The sequence below is a fragment of the Streptomyces sp. NRRL S-31 genome (assembly GCF_000718775.1).
GTDB lineage: Bacteria > Actinomycetota > Actinomycetes > Streptomycetales > Streptomycetaceae > Streptomyces.
In genome coordinates this window covers 153,641-172,488 of record NZ_JOCB01000002.1, presented here as the reverse complement: position 1 = coordinate 172,488, position 18,848 = coordinate 153,641, and the positions used below count along the sequence as shown (strand labels likewise).

Annotated in this window: 16 protein-coding genes and 1 pseudogene; 7 read left to right on the top strand and 10 right to left on the bottom strand. The window is 73.7% G+C overall.

The window, feature by feature from the left end:
* A pseudogene (locus IF37_RS0101820) lies at positions 1 to 271 on the top strand (ATP-binding domain-containing protein); the annotation flags it as partial.
* A 20-nt stretch (positions 272 to 291) separates the two neighbouring features.
* Here IF37_RS0101820 and IF37_RS0101815 read toward each other — a convergent pair.
* The gene (locus IF37_RS0101815; RefSeq protein WP_030734976.1) at positions 292 to 2,694 is read right to left on the bottom strand and encodes an excinuclease ABC subunit UvrA; all 2,403 of its coding nucleotides are present in this window, start codon (positions 2,692 to 2,694) and stop codon (positions 292 to 294) included.
* Positions 2,695 to 2,821: 127 nt separating this feature from the next.
* Positions 2,822 to 3,727: an NADP-dependent oxidoreductase gene (locus IF37_RS0101810; protein ID WP_030734973.1), complete on the bottom strand. Its 906-nt coding sequence runs from the start codon at positions 3,725 to 3,727 to the stop codon at positions 2,822 to 2,824.
* Positions 3,728 to 3,871: 144 nt separating this feature from the next.
* Between IF37_RS0101810 and IF37_RS0101805 the strand changes: the two genes are divergently transcribed.
* The 4 genes from IF37_RS0101805 (at position 3,872) to IF37_RS0101790 (ending at position 5,985) form a co-directional block, all read left to right on the top strand.
* Positions 3,872 to 4,243 (top strand): VOC family protein, encoded by a 372-nt coding sequence (locus tag IF37_RS0101805; protein WP_030734967.1) that lies wholly within the window; start codon positions 3,872 to 3,874, stop codon positions 4,241 to 4,243.
* 92 nt (positions 4,244 to 4,335) lie between these two features.
* Positions 4,336 to 4,818 carry a helix-turn-helix domain-containing protein gene (locus IF37_RS0101800; RefSeq protein ID WP_030734965.1) on the top strand — a complete coding sequence of 161 codons (483 nt, stop codon included), beginning with the start codon at positions 4,336 to 4,338 and terminating at the stop codon, positions 4,816 to 4,818.
* Positions 4,819 to 4,898: 80 nt separating this feature from the next.
* Positions 4,899 to 5,519, top strand: coding sequence for a hypothetical protein (locus IF37_RS0101795; protein ID WP_030734962.1), 621 nt, complete (start codon positions 4,899 to 4,901; stop codon positions 5,517 to 5,519).
* A 100-nt stretch (positions 5,520 to 5,619) separates the two neighbouring features.
* Positions 5,620 to 5,985: a DUF2516 family protein gene (locus IF37_RS0101790; protein WP_037855389.1), complete on the top strand. Its 366-nt coding sequence runs from the start codon at positions 5,620 to 5,622 to the stop codon at positions 5,983 to 5,985.
* Between the two features lie 170 nt (positions 5,986 to 6,155).
* On the opposite strand, the gene IF37_RS0101785 is transcribed toward IF37_RS0101790, so the two are convergent.
* The 3 genes from IF37_RS0101785 to IF37_RS0101775 form a co-directional block, all read right to left on the bottom strand.
* Positions 6,156 to 7,457, bottom strand: a complete 1,302-nt coding sequence (locus IF37_RS0101785) for a PP2C family protein-serine/threonine phosphatase (protein ID WP_030734957.1) — start codon at positions 7,455 to 7,457, stop codon at positions 6,156 to 6,158.
* 357 nt (positions 7,458 to 7,814) lie between these two features.
* Entirely contained in the window at positions 7,815 to 8,930 is a 1,116-nt protein-coding gene (locus IF37_RS0101780) for a C40 family peptidase (protein ID WP_030734954.1), read from the bottom strand.
* Positions 8,931 to 9,197: 267 nt separating this feature from the next.
* A complete protein-coding gene (locus tag IF37_RS0101775; RefSeq protein WP_030734951.1) occupies positions 9,198 to 9,983 on the bottom strand; it encodes a class I SAM-dependent methyltransferase in 786 nt (261 codons plus the stop codon).
* 244 nt (positions 9,984 to 10,227) lie between these two features.
* On the opposite strand from IF37_RS0101775, the gene mshA reads away from it, so the two are divergent.
* Complete coding sequence (gene mshA, locus IF37_RS0101770) at positions 10,228 to 11,598, top strand: D-inositol-3-phosphate glycosyltransferase (RefSeq protein ID WP_030734947.1); 1,371 nt, start codon at positions 10,228 to 10,230, stop codon at positions 11,596 to 11,598.
* Positions 11,591 to 12,091, top strand: a complete 501-nt coding sequence (locus tag IF37_RS0101765) for a YbjN domain-containing protein (protein ID WP_030734944.1) — start codon at positions 11,591 to 11,593, stop codon at positions 12,089 to 12,091. The genes mshA and IF37_RS0101765 overlap by 8 nt, the downstream gene beginning before the upstream one ends.
* Positions 12,092 to 12,166: 75 nt before the next feature.
* Here the strand turns inward: IF37_RS0101765 and IF37_RS0101760 are convergent, their stop codons facing one another.
* From IF37_RS0101760 to IF37_RS0101740, 5 genes are all read right to left on the bottom strand, one after another.
* Entirely contained in the window at positions 12,167 to 12,784 is a 618-nt protein-coding gene (locus IF37_RS0101760; protein ID WP_253915602.1) for a hypothetical protein, read from the bottom strand.
* A 90-nt stretch (positions 12,785 to 12,874) separates the two neighbouring features.
* Positions 12,875 to 13,348, bottom strand: a complete 474-nt coding sequence (locus tag IF37_RS0101755) for a carboxymuconolactone decarboxylase family protein (protein WP_030734937.1) — start codon at positions 13,346 to 13,348, stop codon at positions 12,875 to 12,877.
* 220 nt (positions 13,349 to 13,568) lie between these two features.
* The gene (locus IF37_RS0101750) at positions 13,569 to 14,822 is read right to left on the bottom strand and encodes an MFS transporter (protein ID WP_037855388.1); all 1,254 of its coding nucleotides are present in this window, start codon (positions 14,820 to 14,822) and stop codon (positions 13,569 to 13,571) included.
* 77 nt (positions 14,823 to 14,899) lie between these two features.
* Positions 14,900 to 16,978 carry a stealth family protein gene (locus IF37_RS45440; protein WP_253915601.1) on the bottom strand — a complete coding sequence of 693 codons (2,079 nt, stop codon included), beginning with the start codon at positions 16,976 to 16,978 and terminating at the stop codon, positions 14,900 to 14,902.
* Between the two features lie 13 nt (positions 16,979 to 16,991).
* A complete protein-coding gene (locus tag IF37_RS0101740) occupies positions 16,992 to 18,686 on the bottom strand; it encodes a stealth family protein (protein ID WP_030734927.1) in 1,695 nt (564 codons plus the stop codon).
* Between the last annotated feature and the right edge of the window lie 162 nt (positions 18,687 to 18,848).

The following is an 18,848-nucleotide window of genomic DNA, read 5'->3' as shown; positions in this document are numbered from 1 at the left end:
GGCGGGGAGGGGGCGGCCGGCGCGGACGCCGGCCGGGTGCGGGCGGCGCGCCGGGCCCGGCCTCGACCCGGCCGGGCCCGAGGCGCCCGGCGCCCGGCTGACCGTCGTCGCCGCGAGCGAGGCCAAGGGCCTGGAGTACGACCACGTCCTCGCCGTCGAACCGGCCGCCGTGGCGGAGGCGGAGGAGCGGGGCGCGCACCGGCTGTACGTCGTCCTGACCCGCGCGGTCTCCCGCCTCGACGTGGTCCACCCCCGGCCGCTGCCGTTCTGAGGGGCGGCGGCCGTCCGCCCTCAGCCGCCCACGTACTCCGCCAGGTGCTCGCCGGTGACGGTCGAGCGGGCCGCCACCAGGTCGGCGGGGGTGCCCTCGAAGACGATCCGGCCGCCGTCATGGCCGGCGCCGGGACCGAGGTCGATGATCCAGTCCGCGTGCGCCATGACCGCCTGGTGGTGTTCGACGACGATCACCGACTTGCCGGCGTCGACCAGCCGGTCGAGCAGTCCGAGGAGCTGTTCCACGTCGGCCGGGTGCAGACCGGTGGTGGGCTCGTCCAGGACGTAGACACCGCCCTTGTCGGCCATGTGCGTGGCCAGCTTCAGCCGCTGCCGCTCACCGCCGGAGAGGGTGGTCAGCGGCTGGCCGAGGGTGAGGTAGCCGAGGCCGACGTCGGCCAGGTCGCGCAGGACGCGGTGGGCGGCCGGGGTGCGGGCGTCCCCGGCGCCGAAGAACTCCGCCGCCTCCGTCACCGGCATCGCCAGCACCTCGCTGATGTCCCGGCCGCCCAGGCGGTACTCCAGCACCGAGGCGTCGAACCGGCGGCCCTCGCACTCCTCGCAGGTGGTGGCGACACCCGCCATCACCGCGAGGTCGGTGTAGACGACTCCGGCGCCGTCGCAGCCGGGGCAGGCGCCCTCGGAGTTGGGGCTGAACAGCGCCGGCTTCACCCCGTTGGCCTTGGCGAACGCCTTGCGGACCGGCTCCAGCAGCCCGGTGTACGTCGCCGGGTTGCTGCGGCGCGAACCGCGGATCGGCGTCTGGTCGACCGAGACCACCCCCTCGCCGGCCGGGATCGACCCGTGCACCAGCGAGCTCTTCCCGGAGCCGGCCACCCCGGTGACGACGACCAGCACCCCGAGCGGGATGTCCACGTCGACGCCGCGCAGGTTGTGGGTCCCGGCACCCCGGATCTCCAGGGCGCCGACGGGCTCGCGGACCGTCTTCCTCAGGGCGGCCCGGTCGTCCAGGTGGCGGCCGGTCAGCGTGCCGCTCGCGCGCAGAGCGGCGACCGTGCCCTCGAAGCAGACGGCACCGCCCGCCGCGCCCGCGCCCGGGCCGAGGTCCACCACGTGGTCGGCGATCGCGATGACCTCCGGCTTGTGCTCCACCACGAGCACCGTGTTGCCCTTGTCCCGCAGCCGCAACAGCAGGTCGTTCATCCGCCGGACGTCGTGCGGGTGCAGACCGGTGGTCGGCTCGTCGAAGACGTACGTCACATCGGTCAGCGAGGAGCCGAGGTGGCGGATCATCCTGGTGCGCTGCGCCTCGCCGCCGGAGAGGGTGCCCGCGGGCCGGTCCAGGGAGAGGTAGCCGAGGCCGATCTCCACGAAGGCGTCGAGCGTGCCGCGCAGCGAGGCGAGCAGCGGCGCCACGGACGGTTCGTCCAGCGCGCGGACCCACTCGGCCAGGTCGCTGATCTGCATCGCGCAGGCGTCGGCGATGCTGATCCCGTCGATCTTCGAGGAGCGGGCCGCCGCGCCGAGCCGGGTGCCGGCGCAGTCCGGACAGGTCGTGAAGGTGACCGCCCGGTCCACGAACTCCCGGATGTGCGGCTGCATCGCCTCCCGGTCCTTGGCGAGCATCGACTTCCGGATCCGCGGCACCAGACCCTCGTAGGTCATGTTGATGCCCGCGATCTTCATCCGGGTCGGCTCGCGGTACAGGAAGTCGTCCAGCTGCCGCTTGGTGAACGTGCGCACCGGCCGGTCCGCGGGGAAGAGGCCGGACTCGGCGTAGAGGCGGTGGTTCCAGCCGCCCGGCTTGTAGCCGGGGACGGTCAGCGCGCCGTCGCCGAGCGACTTGTCCGCGTCGTAGAGCTGCTCCAGGTCGATGTCGGTCACCGAGCCGCGGCCCTCGCAGCGCGGGCACATGCCGCCGGTGACGCTGAACGCGCGGCGCTCCTTCACCGTCCTCCCGCCCCGCTCCACGGTGACCGCGCCCGCCCCGCTGATCGAGGCGACGTTGAAGGAGAACGCCTTGGGGGAGCCGATGTGCGGGGTGCCGAGCCGGCTGAACAGGATGCGCAGCATCGCGTGGGCGTCGGTGGCGGTGCCGACCGTGGAGCGCGGGTCGGCGCCCATCCGCCGCTGGTCGACGATGATCGCGGTGGTCAGCCCGTCGAGCACGTCGACGTCGGGCCGCGCCAGCGTGGGCATGAAGCCCTGGACGAACGCGCTGTACGTCTCGTTGATCAGCCGCTGCGACTCCGCGGCGATCGTGTCGAACACCAGCGAGCTCTTGCCCGAGCCGGAGACACCCGTGAACACCGTGAGCCGGCGCTTGGGGATCTCCACGCTGACGTCCCTGAGGTTGTTCTCGCGCGCGCCGTGCACCCGGATCAGCTCGTGACTGTCGGCGGCGTGCGGCGTGCCCCCCGGCGCCGCCCCCGTGGTCGCCGTCCTCGTGGTCGTGCTCATCGTCTCTCCGTCCGTCGGGCCATCGACACGCTAGCCGCGCCCGCCCGCCGGCCGCTTCTCGATTCCTGACCGGTTTCGCGGCCGGGTCCGAACCCGCTCCGGACCCGGCCGCCGCGGTCCCCGGAGGTCAGAGGACGACGGCGATCTTCCCGGTCAGACCGCCCCGGTGGAAGCGCGCGTGCGCGGCCCGGATCTCCCCGAGGCCGAAGGCGGCGTGCAGCCGCGGCCGCACGGAGCCGCCGTCGACGAGCCGGGTGAGTCCGTCCAGCGCGGCGCCGTCCTCCCGCACCTGGTGGACGGTGGTGCGCACGCCGCGGGAGGACAGGTCGGGCACGGGACCCGCCTGGGTGGCGATCGACGCGTACCGGCCGCCGTCCGCCACCGCGCCGGTCACGAACGCCCCGAAGGTGTCGAAGACCGCGGCGTAGGCGCCGTCCGGGAGGGCGCGGGGGTCGGTGGTGACGAGACCGGCGCCGTGCTCGCGGGCGAAGGCGGCCTGGGTGTCGCGGGAGACGAGGGCGTCGACCCGCACGCCGCGCGCACGGGCGATCTGGAGCGCCAGCCCGCCGACCGCTCCGGCGGCACCGGCGATCAGCAGCCGCTCCCCGGCCCGCACCTGAAGCCAGTCCAGCGTCTGCCAGGCGGTCAGTCCGGGAAGCGGCAGGGTGGCGGCCTCCGGCAGGCTGACCGAGCGCGGGGCGGCGGCGACCGCGTGTGCCGGGAGCGCGACCAGGTCGGCCCAGGTGCCCCGGCCGGATTCCAGCTGGTGGGACATGGCGACGACGCGCTCCCCGGCACGCAGTCCGCTGCCGCCGCCGTCGACCACGATGCCGGCCAGGTCCCAGCCGAGCGTCATCGGCGGCGGCGGTGCGCCGTCGCCGATGGCCCCGGCCCGCGTCTTGTCGTCGACGGGGTTGATGCTGGTCGCGACGGTCCGGATCAGCACCTCCCCGGTGCCCGGCACGGGCTCGGGCGTGTCGACGACGTCGAGGACGTCGGGGCCTCCGAAGCGATCGATCCGTACGGCGCGCACGAGAAGTCCTCCCCTGACCGGTGCTGTCGCAGAAGCCCAACTCCCTTGAAGATCACGGCATTCCCGCTGTCCCGCCCCGGTGAGAATGATCCACGGCCGCCTCCATGGCGGGCGCGGAAGTCCACTGATCGGCTCGGAGGTCTCATGTCCCCACAGCTGGAATTGGTCGCGATCACCCTCGACTGCCCTGATCCGCCGGCCCTGGCGGCGTTCTACCAGCAGGCCACCGGCTTCGAACCGCACCCGAAGTCGGACGCCGACTTCGCCGGTCTCACCCGTGCGGACGGACTCTTCATCGGCTTCCAGCGGGTCGCGGACCACCGGGCTCCGAGCTGGCCCGACCAGGCCGTTCCCCAACAGCTCCACCTCTGCTTCAAGGTCGCGGACGGCCTGGACGAGGCCGAGGCCCGGCTGCTGGCGCTGGGTGCCGGCAAGCCGGATCACCAGCCGCACGGGGACAGGGCGCGGGTCCTCACCGATCCGGCCGGGCACCCCTTCTGCATCGTCACGCGCTGAAGCCGGGCTCACGCGGAGCGGGCCGTCCGGCGTGACACACTCTTGCAAGCGGGTGCTTGCAATTGTTAGCGAGGGTGGGGCAAGGTGGACACATGGCATCGCTGAACGTCGGCAATCTCGGTGAGTACCTGCGCGAGCAGCGGCGGCACGCCCAGCTCTCGCTGCGGCAGCTCGCCGACGCCGCCGGGGTGTCCAACCCGTACCTGAGCCAGATCGAGCGCGGGCTGCGCAAGCCCAGCGCGGAGGTGCTCCAGCAGGTCGCCAAGGCCCTGCGCATCTCCGCGGAGACGCTGTACGTCCGCGCCGGCATCCTCGACGCCGAGCGGGACCGGGACGAGGTGGAGACGCGCGCCGTCATCCTCGCCGATCCCTCGCTCAACGAGCGGCAGAAGCAGGTGCTGCTCCAGATCTACGAGTCCTTCCGCAAGGAGAACGGATTCGGGACCGGCGAACCGGCCGGGGGCGCGGGGGACGGGACGGCCGACCCGGGGACCGGCGGCGGCAGCCGTACGGCCGGTGCGGGCGGTGCCATGGGAAGTGACACGGACGCCGGTCCGCGGCGGACGGCCGGATAACGCCGGACCAGGGCTCGGACGCCCGCCGCGGACCACATCGACCCAGCCAGACGCGAATCCGATCCGGGAGGACACCCACCATGGCCATCACCGACGATCTGCGCAAGACCCTGAGCGACCCGACCCCGCTCTACTTCGCGGCCGGCACCGCCGACCTGGCGCTTCAGCAGGCCAAGAAGGTGCCCGCCCTGGTCGAGCAGCTGCGCGCCGAGGCCCCGGCCCGCATCGAGGCCGTGCGCAACACCGACCCGAAGGCTGTCCAGGAGAAGGCCGCCGCCCGTGCCAAGGAGGCGCAGGAGACCCTCCAGACCAAGGTCAACGGGTTCATCGGCAGCCTCGACGTCGACCTGAAGAAGCTCGGCGAGACCGCCCAGGACCTCGCCCTGCGCGGCGTCGGCGTCGCCGCCGAGTACGCCGTCAAGGCCCGCGAGACCTACGAGAAGGTCGCCGAGCACGGCGAGCAGGCCGTGAAGACCTGGCGCGGCGAGGCCGCCGAGGAGATCGAGGACCTGGCGATCGTCGTCGAGGGCAAGCCCGAGCCGGTCGCCGCGCGGCCCGAGCCGGTCGTGGTCAACGGCGACGAGTCGAAGCCGGCCGGGGCGAGGACCGAGCCCGCCGTGGAGAAGAAGCCCGCGGCGAAGAAGGCGCCGGCCGCCCGCAAGGCCACCCCCGCGAAGAAGGCCGCGCCGTCGGCCGAGTGAGCGTGAGCGGCGATACCGACGCGGGCCGGGCACCTTGGGGGTGTCCGGCCCGTTCTGTGGGTACGGTGGCGGCGTAGCAGGCGTCGGGAATCAACGGGCGGTGGGCAGCATGCTGATGTTGGGCTTCGCGGGGTTCATGGGGATCTTGAAGATCATCCTGATGGCCCTGGCCGCGTTGGGGCTGTTCGACGCCGCGTTCCGGCGCGAGGACGCCTTCCGCGCGGCCGACAAGCAGAACAAGGTCTTCTGGCTGATCATCCTCGGCATCGCGCTCGTGGTCAGCTATCTGTTCTCGCTGTTGTCCATCCTGCCGATCGCCGGCGCGGTGGCGTGCATCGTGTACCTGGTGGACGTACGCCCCGCGCTCCAGCAGGTCGGCGGCGGCCGGGGCGGCCGGGGCGGCTGGGGGCGCCGCCGGGGCAGCAGCAGCGACGGTCCGTACGGGCCGTACAACGGGGGCCGCTGAGGCACCCCCCGCGTCCCGCGTCCGCGCGTCCCCCGAGGGCGTGGGTGACCGGGCGGCCGGGTGCGATGGGCCGGCGACCGACCGCGACGGTCCGGTGGTCGGCCACGATGGGCCGGTGGCCGGTGGCCGGTGGCCGGTGGCCGGTGGCCGGTGGCGGTGAGCGGTGGGCTCTACGCCGTCCGGTCCAGCAGCACCACCGCGACGTCGTCCGTCAGCTCGCCGCCGTTCAGCTCGCGCACCTCGTGCACCGCCGCCCGCAGCAGCTCCTCCCCGCGCAGCCCCTCGGACAGCTGCCGGTGGATCATCTCCACCATGCCGTCCTGCCCCAGCCGCTCCCCGTCCGCGCCGACCCGGCCCTCGATCAGGCCGTCGGTGTAGAGCATCAGACTCCACTCGGCGCCCAGCTCCACCTGCATCCGGGGCCAGCGGGCGCCGGGCAGCAGACCGAGGGCCGGGCCGTTGTTGTCGTACGGCAGCAGCCGCGGCGGCCGGCCGGGGCGGGCGACCAGCGGGGCCGGATGCCCGGCCAGGCACAGGCCCGCGCGGCGGCCGTCGGGGGCGATGTCCACCGTGCACAGCGTCGCGAAGATCTCCTCGTCGGCGCGCTCGTGCTCCAGCACCTGCTGGAGGGTGTTCAGCAACTCGTCCCCGCACAGCCCGGCCAGGGTCAGCGCCCGCCAGGCGATGCGCAGCTCCACGCCGAGCGCGGCCTCGTCCGGACCGTGCCCGCAGACGTCACCGATCATGGCGTGCACGGTGCCGTCCGGGGTGCGGACGGCGTCGTAGAAGTCGCCGCCGAGCAGCGCCCGGGAGCGGCCGGGGCGGTAGCGGGCGGCGAACCGCAGCGCGGAGCCGTCCAGCAGCGGGGTGGGCAGCAGCCCGCGCTCCAGCCGGCGGTTCTCCTGCGCGCGCAGCCGGCCCTCGGCGAGCCGCCGCTCGGCCGTGTCGGACCGCTTGCGCTCCACGGCGTAGCGGATGGCGCGGCTGAGCAGCCGGCCGTCCAGCTCGTCCCGGAACAGGTAGTCCTGCGCGCCCACGCGCACCGCCTCGGTGCCGCGCTCGGCGTCGCCGGAGGCGGTCAGCGCGAGCACGGCGTGCCGGGGCGCGAGCCGGAGGACGTGCTTGAGCACGGCCAGCTCGTCGTCGGCCTCGCCGCCGCCCGGCGCGGGGAGCGCCAGGTCCAGCAGGATGCAGTGGACGTCGTCGGTGAGCAGCCGCTCGGCCTCGGTGAGGTTGCGGGCGGTGCGCACGCGCATCGGCTTGCCCGCCGGGTCCAGCAGGTCGGGCACGATCGGCGAGCCGGCCGGGTCGTCCTCGATCAGCAGCAGGGTGAGAGTGGCGCCGGTGCCGTGCGCGGCCGTGGCGTCGCGGTGGGCCTCTTCCTTGAGGGGGCCGCCGACGGTGTGGGCGGCCTGCGCCTGACCACTCTCCACGGCCGGGATCGCTCTCTGCCGCGGTACGGGTACGGGCATCGTCTTGGGTTCCTTCCCTCCCCCCGAGGGCACGGCGGCGTCGAGGGGTCTCGAGCCACCGACCGGGACCATAGCGGCTGGGACCGCCCCGGCGGAATGGTGTGAGCCGCGTCGCTCCGGGGCCCGCCGCTGTCATGTGCCGCTTGCCGCACCGCAGTTGGACACGGTGGCGGTGCGCGGGGGATGACGAAGCTCACGTCCGGCGGTGGTTTGGGCGGGGATTGGCGTGGAGTGGGTCACATGGCGCGCGTCACCGGGCGCGCGGCCGGAACCCACGGCGGTCCGGGGCGGTCCACGGTGGTCCGGGGCGGCCCGTGGCGGTCCGGTGCGGCTTGGGACGTTCCGATGCGGCGGCCGTCAGGCGTCCGGCCGTACGACGCCCAGGATCGGCATCGTGCCGGCGCCCGCGATCGTCACCGTGCGCCCGGGCCTCGGGGCGTGGATGATCGCGCCGTCGCCGATGTACAGCGCGACGTGGCTGGCGTCGTCGAAGTAGACGACGAGGTCGCCGGGGCGCATGTCCTTGACGTCGACGTGCCTGAGCTGCCTCCACTGCTCCTGCGAGGTGCGCGGGACGGCGTGGCCGGCCGCCGCCCAGGCCTGGGAGGTCAGGCCCGAGCAGTCGAAGGAGTCCGGGCCCTCGGCGCCCCACACGTACGGCTTGCCGAGCTGCGCGGTGGCGTACTTCACGGCCTTCTCGCCCAGCGTGGTGGCCTTGCCCCCGGTGGTCTTCTCCCCGGTGTCCCTGTCCCCGGCGTTCTTGAGGACACCGGTGTTCAGCCAGGCCGTCTGCGCCTTGTCGGCGGCCTCCCGCTCCAGCTGCGCGAGCCGTTCCTTCTCCTTCTTCTCCAGCCGCGACTGGAGCTTCTCGGCCGCGTCGATCTGCTCCTCGATCTTCTTCTTGGCGGCGGCCTTGGCCTTGCGGTGGGTCTCCAGTTTCTTCCACCGGGCGGAGGCGTCGTCGGCGTACTGCCGCAACTCCTTCTGGGTGCGGGCCATTTCGCTCATCAGCCTGGTCGCCGCCCGCTGGCCCTGGAGCACCCGGCCGGCGCCGTCCAGGAAACGGCCCGGGTCGTCGCTGAGCAGGAACCGGGTGGTGTCCGAGAGGCCACCGGTGCGGTACTGGTCCCGGGCCGCCGCGCCCGCCCGCTCCTTGAGCCCGTCCAGCCGCTGCTGCCCCTGGTCGATCCGCTTCGCCAGCGCCACGATCTCGGCGGACTGCTCCTTCGTCTTCTCCTCGGCCGCGTTGTAGGCGTCGGTGGCGACTTCCGCGTCGTGATAGAGCCGGTCGAGCTTCTCGCGGATCTCCTCAAGGCCCTTGTTCGGCGCGGGAGTCGAAGCGGGCGCGGGGGGTGCCGGTGACGCGGGTGTGGGGACGGGGGCCGCGAACGCCGTGCCCGGCGCCGCGAGGACGGTCACCGCGCACACCACGGTGAGAGCGGCCGTGAGCATGCCGCGCTTGCCCGAACCCATACCTGGTTCCCCCCACCTGATTTACCGTCAGTAACTTACGGACGTCGGGGGGATCGTGCCACGGCCGCGCGCAAAGCGACAGAGGGCACCGGAAACCGGATGCGTCCGTCGGCCACCGGATGCGACGACCGCCGGGTACGGCGATCACCGGGTGCGCGACCGCCGGGTGCGCGACCGCCGGGTGCGGCGATCACCCCTTCGGTGTGACGGATGAAGCGCGCGGGAGGTTCCCGTCCCGGGCGTGGCCCGCCCGGCGGGCACCGGCGGTCAGCGTGCCGGTGCCAACGCCTCCCAGGCGACGGTGACTTCGCCCTGCCGCCAACGCGCCGGGGAGTCCGTCACCGGCCAGTCCGCCGTCAGCTCCCGCACCGCGCGGATCCAGCGCTGCCGGGCGCCGTAGGAGGCGTAGGGGGCGGCGGCGGCCCAGGCACGGTCGAAGTCGCGGAGGAAGGCGTGCACCGGCTCGCCCGGGACGTTGCGGTGGATCAGCGCCTTCGGCAGGCGCTCGGCGAGGTCGGAGGGGCGGTCCAGGGAGCCCAGCCGGGTGGCGAAGGTGACCGTGCGGGGTCCTTCGGGGCCGAGCGCCACCCAGACGTGCCGACGGCCGATCTCGTCGCAGGTGCCCTCCACCAGCAGTCCGCCGCGCGAGCCGCCGCCCGCCGGGGCGAGCCGGGCGCGGAGCCGCTCCCACACCGCGGCGACCTCCGGCTCGTCGTACTGGCGCAGCACGTTGGCGGCCCGGATCAGGACCGGGCGGCCGGGGACCGGCACCTCGAAGCCGCCGTGCCGGAAGGTGAGCCCCTCCCGCTCGTACGGCCGCGCCGCCGCCACCCGTTCCGGCTCGATCTCGATGCCCACCACACGGGCGCGGGGGGTCGCCGCGCGGAGCCGGGCCAGCAGTTCCACGGCGGTCCAGGGCGCGGCGCCGTACCCCAGGTCGACGGCGACCGGATCGTCCGCCCGCCGCAGCTCGGCGCCGTGCGTGGCCGCGATCCAGCGGTCCATCCGGCGCAGCCGGTTGGGGTTGGTCGTCCCGCGCGTCACCGTTCCCACGACAGCGCTCCCCCCGGACGGGCGGAGCCGGGGGCGGGGGAGGGGCGCTGTGCGGGCTCTCATGCGTACGAGGGTAAGCGGGGAGGACACCCGCCTCGCCGGGAATCGAACGCATGAGCGATACCGGGTAATGATTCGGCAAAGCCGCTTGATCGGGAAATGGCAGGGCACTCGCTCGCTGTTGGAGTCCTTCGGAGGACTCGCCGCGCCTCCGCAGGCATGCCGTAGCAAGGAGGACCGCCACGTGAGCCAGTACGTCAGCAGGCTCGGGCGACGCTCTCCGTCGGCCGCCCCGCGGCTGCGGCTCCATCGCAGGCCCCGGCGGGTCGCCATGCTCTCCGTGCACACCTCTCCGCTCCACCAGCCCGGCACCGGCGACGCCGGCGGCATGAACGTCTACATCGTGGAACTGGCGCAGCGACTGGCCGAGATCAACATCGAGGTCGAGATCTTCACCCGGGCCACGGCCGGCGGCCTGCCCCCCGCCGTCGAGCTGGCCCCGGGCGTCCTCGTCCGGCACGTCGACGCCGGTCCCTACGAGGGCCTGGCCAAGGAGGACCTCCCGGCCCAGCTGTGCGCCTTCACGCACGGTGTGATGCAGGCGTGGGCCGGGCACCGCCCCGGTCACTACGACCTCGTCCACTCCCACTACTGGCTCTCCGGCCACGTCGGCTGGCTCGCCGCCCAGCGCTGGGGCGTGCCCCTGGTGCACGCCATGCACACGATGGCCAAGGTCAAGAACGCCAGTCTGGCCGACGGCGACACCCCCGAGCCCGCCGCCCGGGTCATCGGCGAGACCCAGATCGTGACCGCCGCCGACCGGCTCATCGCCAACACCGCCGAGGAGGCCGGCGAACTGGTCCGGCACTACGCGGCCGACCCGGGCAAGGTCGCCGTCGTCCACCCCGGCGTGAACCTGGAGCGCTTCCGCCCCGTCCCGCGCGGCGACGCCCGGGATGTCACCGCGGCCGACGCCCGTGCCGCGGCCCGCGCCCGCCTCGGGCTGCCACAGGGCGCCCTGATCCCGCTCTTCGCCGGCCGGATACAGCCGCTGAAGGCGCCGGACGTGCTGCTGCGGGCCGTCGCCGTCCTGCTGGACGAGCACCCCGAGCTGCGCTCCCGCATCCTCGTCCCGGTCGTCGGCGGACCCAGCGGCAGCGGCCTCGCCAAACCGGAGGGGCTCCAGAAGCTCGCGGCCCGGCTGGGCATCGCGGACGTCGTGCGGTTCCGGCCGCCGGTCGGGCAGGAGCAGCTGGCGGACTGGTTCCGGGCCGCGTCCGTCCTGGTCATGCCGTCGTACAGCGAGTCCTTCGGCCTGGTGGCCATAGAGGCGCAGGCCGCCGGGACGCCCGTGATCGCGGCCTCGGTCGGGGGGCTGCCGGTCGCCGTGCGGGACGGCGAGACCGGTTTCCTCGTCCAGGGGCACGATCCGGCCGACTACGCGCGCGTGCTGCGCCGCTTCGCCGACGAGCCGGACCTCTCCGCGCGCATGGGGGCCGCCGCCGCCCGGCACGCCCAGTCCTTCGGCTGGGACGCGGCCGCCGCCGCCACCGCCGACGTCTACACGGCCGCGACCCAGTCCCACCGCCGTCACGTACGCTCCCACCATGGGTGATGTCGAGAAGGCGGGAAAGGTCCTGGAGGACGTCCTGCGGGACGCCGAACTGGAGTGGGAGAGCCCCGAGTCCGGCACCTACGTGGTCACGCTGCCCGGTACCCGCAAGCTGTCCACCACGGTCTCCTTCCGCGTCGGCCGGCACTCCCTGTCGCTGAACGCCTTCGTCATCCGTCATCCCGACGAGAACGAGGCGGGCGTGCACCGCTGGCTGCTGGAGCGCAACCTCAAGCTGTACGGCGTGAGTTACGCCGTGGACCGCCTCGGCGACGTCTACGTCACCGCGCGCCTGCCCCTCGCCGCCGTCTCCGCCGACGTGCTGGACGGCCTCCTCGGCCAGGTCCTGGAGGCCGCCGACGGCGCCTTCAACACCCTGCTGGAGCTGGGCTTCGCCTCCTCGATCCGCAAGGAGTACGCGTGGCGGGTCGCGCGCGGGGAGTCCACGCGCAACCTGGACGCCTTCAAGCACCTGATCGACCGCCCGGCGGACTGACCCGCGGACTCACCGGGGCCGCCCGGCGGACCGACCGGGAGCCGGCCGCCGGGCCGGGGCGGTGCTGCCGCGGGGTCAGGACGGGTCGGGCAGGGGCTTCCCGCTCGCGCCGCCGTGGTCGAGTTCGTCGGCGAACGCCCGCAGGGCGTCGGCCAGTTCCTTCTTGGTCGGCAGCTGGTCGACCTTCCTGTCCAGCTCCGTGATGCGCCGGTTCAGCTGCTCGAGGTCGACGGACCCGGTGGGGTCGTCCGTGGGTCCGGAGTCACTCGGGCTGGGCTCGGCGCCGCCGTCGGTGCCCGCGTCGGTGCCGCCGTCGACGAGGCCCCCGGTGCTGCCGGACCCGGCGACGACGCCGGAGTCCCCGCCACCGTCGGACGCGCTCCCGTCGGAGTCGCCGGAGCCGGACGTACTCCCGTCGGACGTACTGCCGTCGGAGGAGCCGGACACGCCTGAACCGGACGTGCCCCCGGTGTCCGTGTCCGGCGGGACGGTGTCCGCGACGGCGTGCCCGGGGCGGGGACGGTCGGCCGAGGGCGCCGCGAGCGCCACGCCGACGCCGAGGGCGGCCAGTGCGGCCGCGCCCGCCACGATGGCCGAGATCCGCCGGAGCGGCAGCGTGCGGGCGGGGGTGGATGCCTCGCGAGGAGTCTCTGGTTCCTGTGCTGGTTCCTGTGCTTTCCGGGTGTCATCCATGGGGGGAGGCTAACCAGGGGTGATCGGCGGACGGGCGGCTTCCGTCCGGTTCACACCCCTGGCGGGCCGGTCGGGCGAGTGGGCCGGTCGTCAGCCGAACATGCCGGGCACGTAGTCGCCGGCGGGCTGCCGCACGATGACGTTCGCGCGGTTGTAGGCGTTGATCACGGCGATCAGGGCGACCAGGGCGGTGAGCTGGTCCTCGTCGTAGTGCCCGGCGGCGTTCGCCCAGACCTCGTCGCTGACCCCGCCGGCCGCGTCGGCGATCCGGGTGCCCTGTTCGGTCAGCTCCAGCGCGGCCCGCTCGGCCTCGGTGAACACGGTGGCCTCGCGCCAGACGGCGACCAGGTTGAGCCGCGTCTGGCTCTCCCCGGCGGCGAGGGCGTCCTTGGCGTGCATGTCGGTGCAGAACCCGCACCCGTTGATCTGGCTGGCACGCAGCTTCACCAGCTCCTGCGTGGTGGTCGGCAGTGTGGACTCCGTGATCACCTTGCCGGCGGCGCTGAGGTGCTTGTACAGCTTCCCGGCGAGGGGGTTGGCGTGGAGGTCGAGCCGAGCGTCCATGGTCTGCTCCGGGGTGGTTGCGGCTGCTGTCACCTCACTGACGGCGGCGGCCGGGGAAATGTGACACGGGCGGAAGTGACTCGGGTCACATCCGTCCGTGCCGCGGTCGCGCAAGCCGCACCGGTCGGACCGCACGGTCAGGCGGCATGGCCGAGCCGCCCGCTCGGACCAGCCCGTCGGACCAGCCCGTTCCGTCGGACCAGCCGGCCGGGCCGCCCGGTCAGGCCGCCCGCACCTCGGCCGCCGCGTCCGTCACCGCCGTGGCCGGGGCCGGCCGCTCCTGCGGCAGCCGGCGCATGACCAGGCCGTAGCCGAGGCCGGCGACCGTCCCGACCACCGCGCACACGGCCCACAGCCAGTCCGCGCCGAGGTGGTCGATGACCGCGCCCGACATCAGGGGCGCGACCAGGGCGGCGAGGGACCAGGACATGGTGTACACGCCCTGGTAGCGCCCGCGGCCGTGGACCGGGGAGAGGGTGACGACCAGGCTGGTCTGGGTCGGGGCGTTGACGATCTCGGCGAGGGTCCACACGCACACGGTCAGCATGAAGACCCCGACCGATCCGGCGAAGACGGTGAGCCCGAAGCCGTACCCGGCGAGCAGCGAGGAGGCGACCAGCAGGGTGCGCGGGTCGCGGTGCTCGATGAACCTGGTGACCGGGATCTGGAGGGCGACGATCAGGATGCCGTTGACGGCGATGGCCAGGCCGTAGTCGGCGGGGGAGAAACCGGCCCGCCCCATGGCCACCGGCAGTCCGACCGAACCCTGCTGGAAGACCAGCGCGACCAGGAAGGACAGCCCCACGACGGCCATGTAACGCCCGTCCCGCAGCACCGTGCCGAGGCCGACGTGCGCCTCCGCCTGCCGTGCCGTGGCCGTGGGCCGGGACTCCGGCAGCCTGGCGAAGACGACGACGGCGCAGGCCAGGGTCATCCCGGCCTCGAGCAGGAACCCGGCGCGGTAGCTGACCTCGGCGATGAACCCGGCCGCCATGGAGGAGACGGCGAAGCCGAGATTGATGGCCCAGTAGTTGAGGGAGAAGGCGCGCACCCGGTCCTCGGGTCGGACGATGTCGGCCATCATCGCCTGCACGGCCGGCCGGGAGGCGTTGGAGGCCACGCCGACGACGAAGGCGACGGCGGCGATGGCGACCGGGTCGGTCACGAAGCCGAGCACCGCGACGGAGGCGGCGGTGCCGAGCTGGGCGATGAGCAGCGTGGGCCGCCGGCCGAACCGGTCGGCCATCACCCCGCCGCCCAGCGAGGACAGCACCCCGCCCAGCCCGTGCAGGGAGGCGACGAGACCGGCGTACGAGGCGGAGTAACCGCGGTCGAGGGTGAGGTACAGGGCCATGAACGTGGCCACGAAGGCGCCGAGCCGGTTGACCAGGGTGCTGGCCCACAGCCACCAGAAGGCGCGGGGGAGCCCGGAGACGGATTCGTGGACGGCACGTCTCACACGGGCTGGTGACATCAGGGATCCCCCACGGTGGTAAGCGGCTCGGACGGCAGCCACAAGTTACGAGCGGGGGCCTCGGCGCCGCCACCCGATTAACAGGTCGCGTCAATCGAGCCGCGGCGCGTCCGGCGCCGGGACACCTCGCGCGGTGCCGCCGGGTACGGGGCGCCTCCGGCCGCACGCTCGAAGCGGCTCGGGAACGGGTACTTCCGTTCCAGGAAGCCGTGGATGTCCGTCCGCGCCGCGGCCCGTTCCTCCGGGCTGGTGTCCACGTCGTTCAGGCAGAAGAAGTCCACGTCCTCACCGGCCGCGAGCCGCGCCAGCCGCCGCCGCATGTCCGGCGTGCCCAACTGGACGTAGCGGAAGCGGTAGTCGGCCGGGACCGCCCGGCCGGTCGCGATCGCCCAGTGGTGGTGGAGCGTGGACGCCGGGGCGACGTCGGAGGTGGACCGGAAGCGCGAGTACGCCGTCCGCTCCAGCTCCTCGATGCCGAGGCTCTCCATCTCCCGCATGACCGACAGCAGCTGGGGGTGCGGGGTGTGCAGCGACTTGTGGGTGACGTACCTGCCGTGGAAGCGCCGGATCACCTCACGGGCGTTCTTCCCGGCGGAGTTCGGTGCCGGCTCCAGCGGGTGCGGGGCGCCGACCCCGAGCTTGAGCGGGGAGAGCGGGATGCGGGCGATGCCGTTGCCGTGGAAGAAGTGCTCGGCCCGCACCGGGCGGTTCATGAAGACGTCGTCGTTGAAGTAGAGGTAGTGCTCGGAGAGGCCCGGTATGTGGTGCAGCCGGCTCTCTATCGCGTGCGAGTTGAAGACGGGCAGCGCGGCGGCCGGGAGGATGTCCCGGTGGTCGACCACGGTCAGCCCCGGCGTGTCCGGGTCGAGCCAGGACGGTGTCTGGGAGTCGGTCACGAGGTAGACGTGCCGGATGAAACCGGCGTACATCTCCAGCGACCGCAGCGCGTACCTCAGCTCGTCGTGGCTGGTGTAGCGGGAGGCGCCGGTCTCGCGCGCGGCGATGGCGTTGTCGGAGAGCGCCTGGTGGGCCCGGCGCTTCACGGCCATCACCGGGTCGTCCCCGTCGACCCAGGTGTACACCGCGTCGACGGGGAAGCACACCTGGCCGATGCCGGGCTCGGCGAACGCCGCGAACGTCGGCACCTCGCGCCGCGCTCCCGGCGCCGGGGCGGCCGGCTGCCCGGCGGCCACGACCGGGTGCCGCCCTGCCGGCGTGGCCGGCGTGGCCGGCTGCTGCGCGGGCAGCGCGCTCAGCCACCGCCCCGGTGCCACGCCGCTCTGCGCGGCCACCGCGCCCGGCCACCGCCCATCCGCCATGTCCGCCGCCATGTCCGCGTGCGCCGTCAGGGTGCCCGGCCGCCTGTCCGTCACGTCGGCCCGGGCCGCCGGAGTGTCCGGCTGCCCATCCGTGGTGCCCGGCCGTGCGGCCACCACGCCCGGCTGCCAGGCAGTCGCCGGCAGGACCTCCGAGACGGCGTTGCGGCGCGGGGCGACCAGGGACGGGCCGAAGTCGTCGCCGAGCCGGGTGCCCGGCACGGTCAGGTACGCGGGGTCCGCGCCCAGGTCCCGGCCGTGGCGCCAGAACTCGATGTCGCAGCCCGTCTCCAGCCCGCCGAGCACCTGCCCGCGCGGCCCCAGCCGCACCACCCCGGTCCGCAGCACCGGCGCCCCGCGCACCGCCCGCGGCAGCTTCCCGTCGGCCCACAGCACCGCCCGCGTCACGGCGCCGTCCGCGCCCACCGCACCCACGAACCCGGCGCCCCGGGCGAAGTGCCGCCCGGCCCGGTCGAGGACCGCGGCACGGTGGGACTCCACCACCCCGACCACCGGCGGCCCCACCTCGGGCCCCGGCTCGGCGGGCACCAGGAAGTACGGCACCCCGGCCGCCTCCAGCAGCGCGCAGACCTGCTCCAGGTCGGCGGCGGCGGCCTCCGCCGCGGTGTACCGGGCGACCGTACGCCCGTACAGCCGCACCGGTCCGCGGCCCACCCGGCGCAGGCCCGGGACGGCGGCGCGCAGCCGGCGGCGGGCCGGGGCCACGCGCAGCGCCCAGAGCCGGGCCGACAGCCACAGCCGCAGGCGGACCAGGAGGCTCCTGAGGGCCCGCGAGCCGGGCGGCGGCACGGCGAAGCGGTGACGGAGGTCGATGGCCATGGGGCGCGGCCCGTCAGCTCTGCTTCTCGAAGGGGCTGGGGAAGGGGAAGTAGTTCTCCAGGAACTCGTGCATGCGGACGCTGACCTGCTCCCGCTCCTCCGGCGGCACGTCGACGTCGTTGAGGCAGAAGAAGTCGAAGCGGCGGTTGCGGCGCAGGTCGGCCAGGCGTCGCTCGGCGTCCGGCCGGCTGATGTTCACGTACCGGAAGCTGAACTTGCCGGGCACGCCCTGGCCGGTCATCAGCGAGTACTGGTACAGCAGCGGCGCCGTCATGGCGATGTCCTGCGGCGAGCGGAACCGGGACGCGGTGGTGCGCTGGATGTCCACCGGGAACAGCTCCTCCAGCGCCCGCAGCGTGCCGCGCTGCTGCGGCAGCGGGGTGTGCATGAAGTTGTTCGTCGTCATCCGGCCGAACTTCTCCAGCAGCAGCCGCCGTACGTTCTTGCTGGCGGAGTTGGTCGCGGTCTCCTCGGCGTGCGGCTTGCCGACGCCGATCTTCAGCGGGGAGACCGGGATCTTCATCAGGCCGCTGCCGAAGAAGAAGTGTTCCGGGGTGACCCGGCGGCCGACGAAGACGTCGTCGTTGAAGTAGAGGTAGTGCTCGGAGAGGCCCGGTATGTGGTGCAGCCGGGTCTCGATCGCGTGCGAGTTGAAGACGGGCAGCACGTCCGCCGGGAAGATGTCGCGGTGGTCGACGACCGTGATCCCCGGGGCGGTGTCGTCGAGCCAGTGCGGCTTCTGGCCGTCGGTCACGATGTAGATGTGCCGGACGAAGTCGGCGTACATCGCGAGCGACCGCAGCGAGTACTTCAGCTCGTCGTGGCTGGTGTAGCGGGAGGCGTTGGTCTCCTTGTCCAGGATCTCGGCGATGCCGCGGTCCTGGTAGCGGGCCCGCTTCGCCCGCATCGCCGGCTCCTCGCCGTCGACCCAGGTGTAGACGATGTCGACGGGGAAGGTGACCTGGTTCACGGTGGGCAGCGTGAGGGGCGTGAAGCTGGGCAGCTCGCGGTCCCCGACCCGTACGGTCGTCGGCTTCTGCTCGCTCGCCGGCAGCACGTCCGTGATCCCGTTGTTGCGGGGGGTGACGAGCGACTCGGCGAAGACGTCGGCCGAGGCCTGCGGCTGCACCTTGGCCAGCCGCCGGGGCCCGTCGGCGGAGGCGAGCAGCTCGGCGCCGTCCTCCCAGAACTCGACGTCACAGGCCAGCTCCGGCCCGGCGAGCAGCTGGCCGGCGGGCCCGAGGTGGTTCTCGCCGACGCGCAGCACGGGGGCGGTGCGCAGGGCGGCGGGCAGTACGCCGTCCAGGAACAGGGCGGGGTGCTTGAGCTGGCCGCCGGGCAGGGGGCGGCCGATGAACACGGCCGTGCCGGCGTTGCGGGTCTCCAGGGCGGTGAGGAACCGCTCCCGGTCGACGGCGTTCACCCCGACCGTGTACCGGGCGCGGGAGGACACCAGGAAGTAGGGGATGCCCTCCTGCTCCAGGGCGCCCACGACGAGATCGAGGTTCTGGGCGGCCGCCTCGACCGCGGTGAACCGGTCCACGACCCGGCCGTAGAACTGCTGGCCGCGGACGGTCACCGGGCGCAGCACCGGATCCGTGACCGCGGCCCGGCGGCGCCGCCGCATGGTGCGCAGCTGCCACACGCGCTCGGCGGCCTTCCGCTCGACTCGCGGTCGGATCCGCCGCGCAAAGGAACGCACGGTCACGTTCTGTGCTCCTCTTCCTGGTGCCTCAACCTTCCCCGGCGATTACCAGACACGTGGATGTGGCGAAAGGTTGTAGATGAATTAACCGTAATTTAGCGAGGAACCGGGCGCGTCGACAGTCACCCCGTCTCCCGGCGTGCTAGAGAGGCCGGGCGCGGCGCG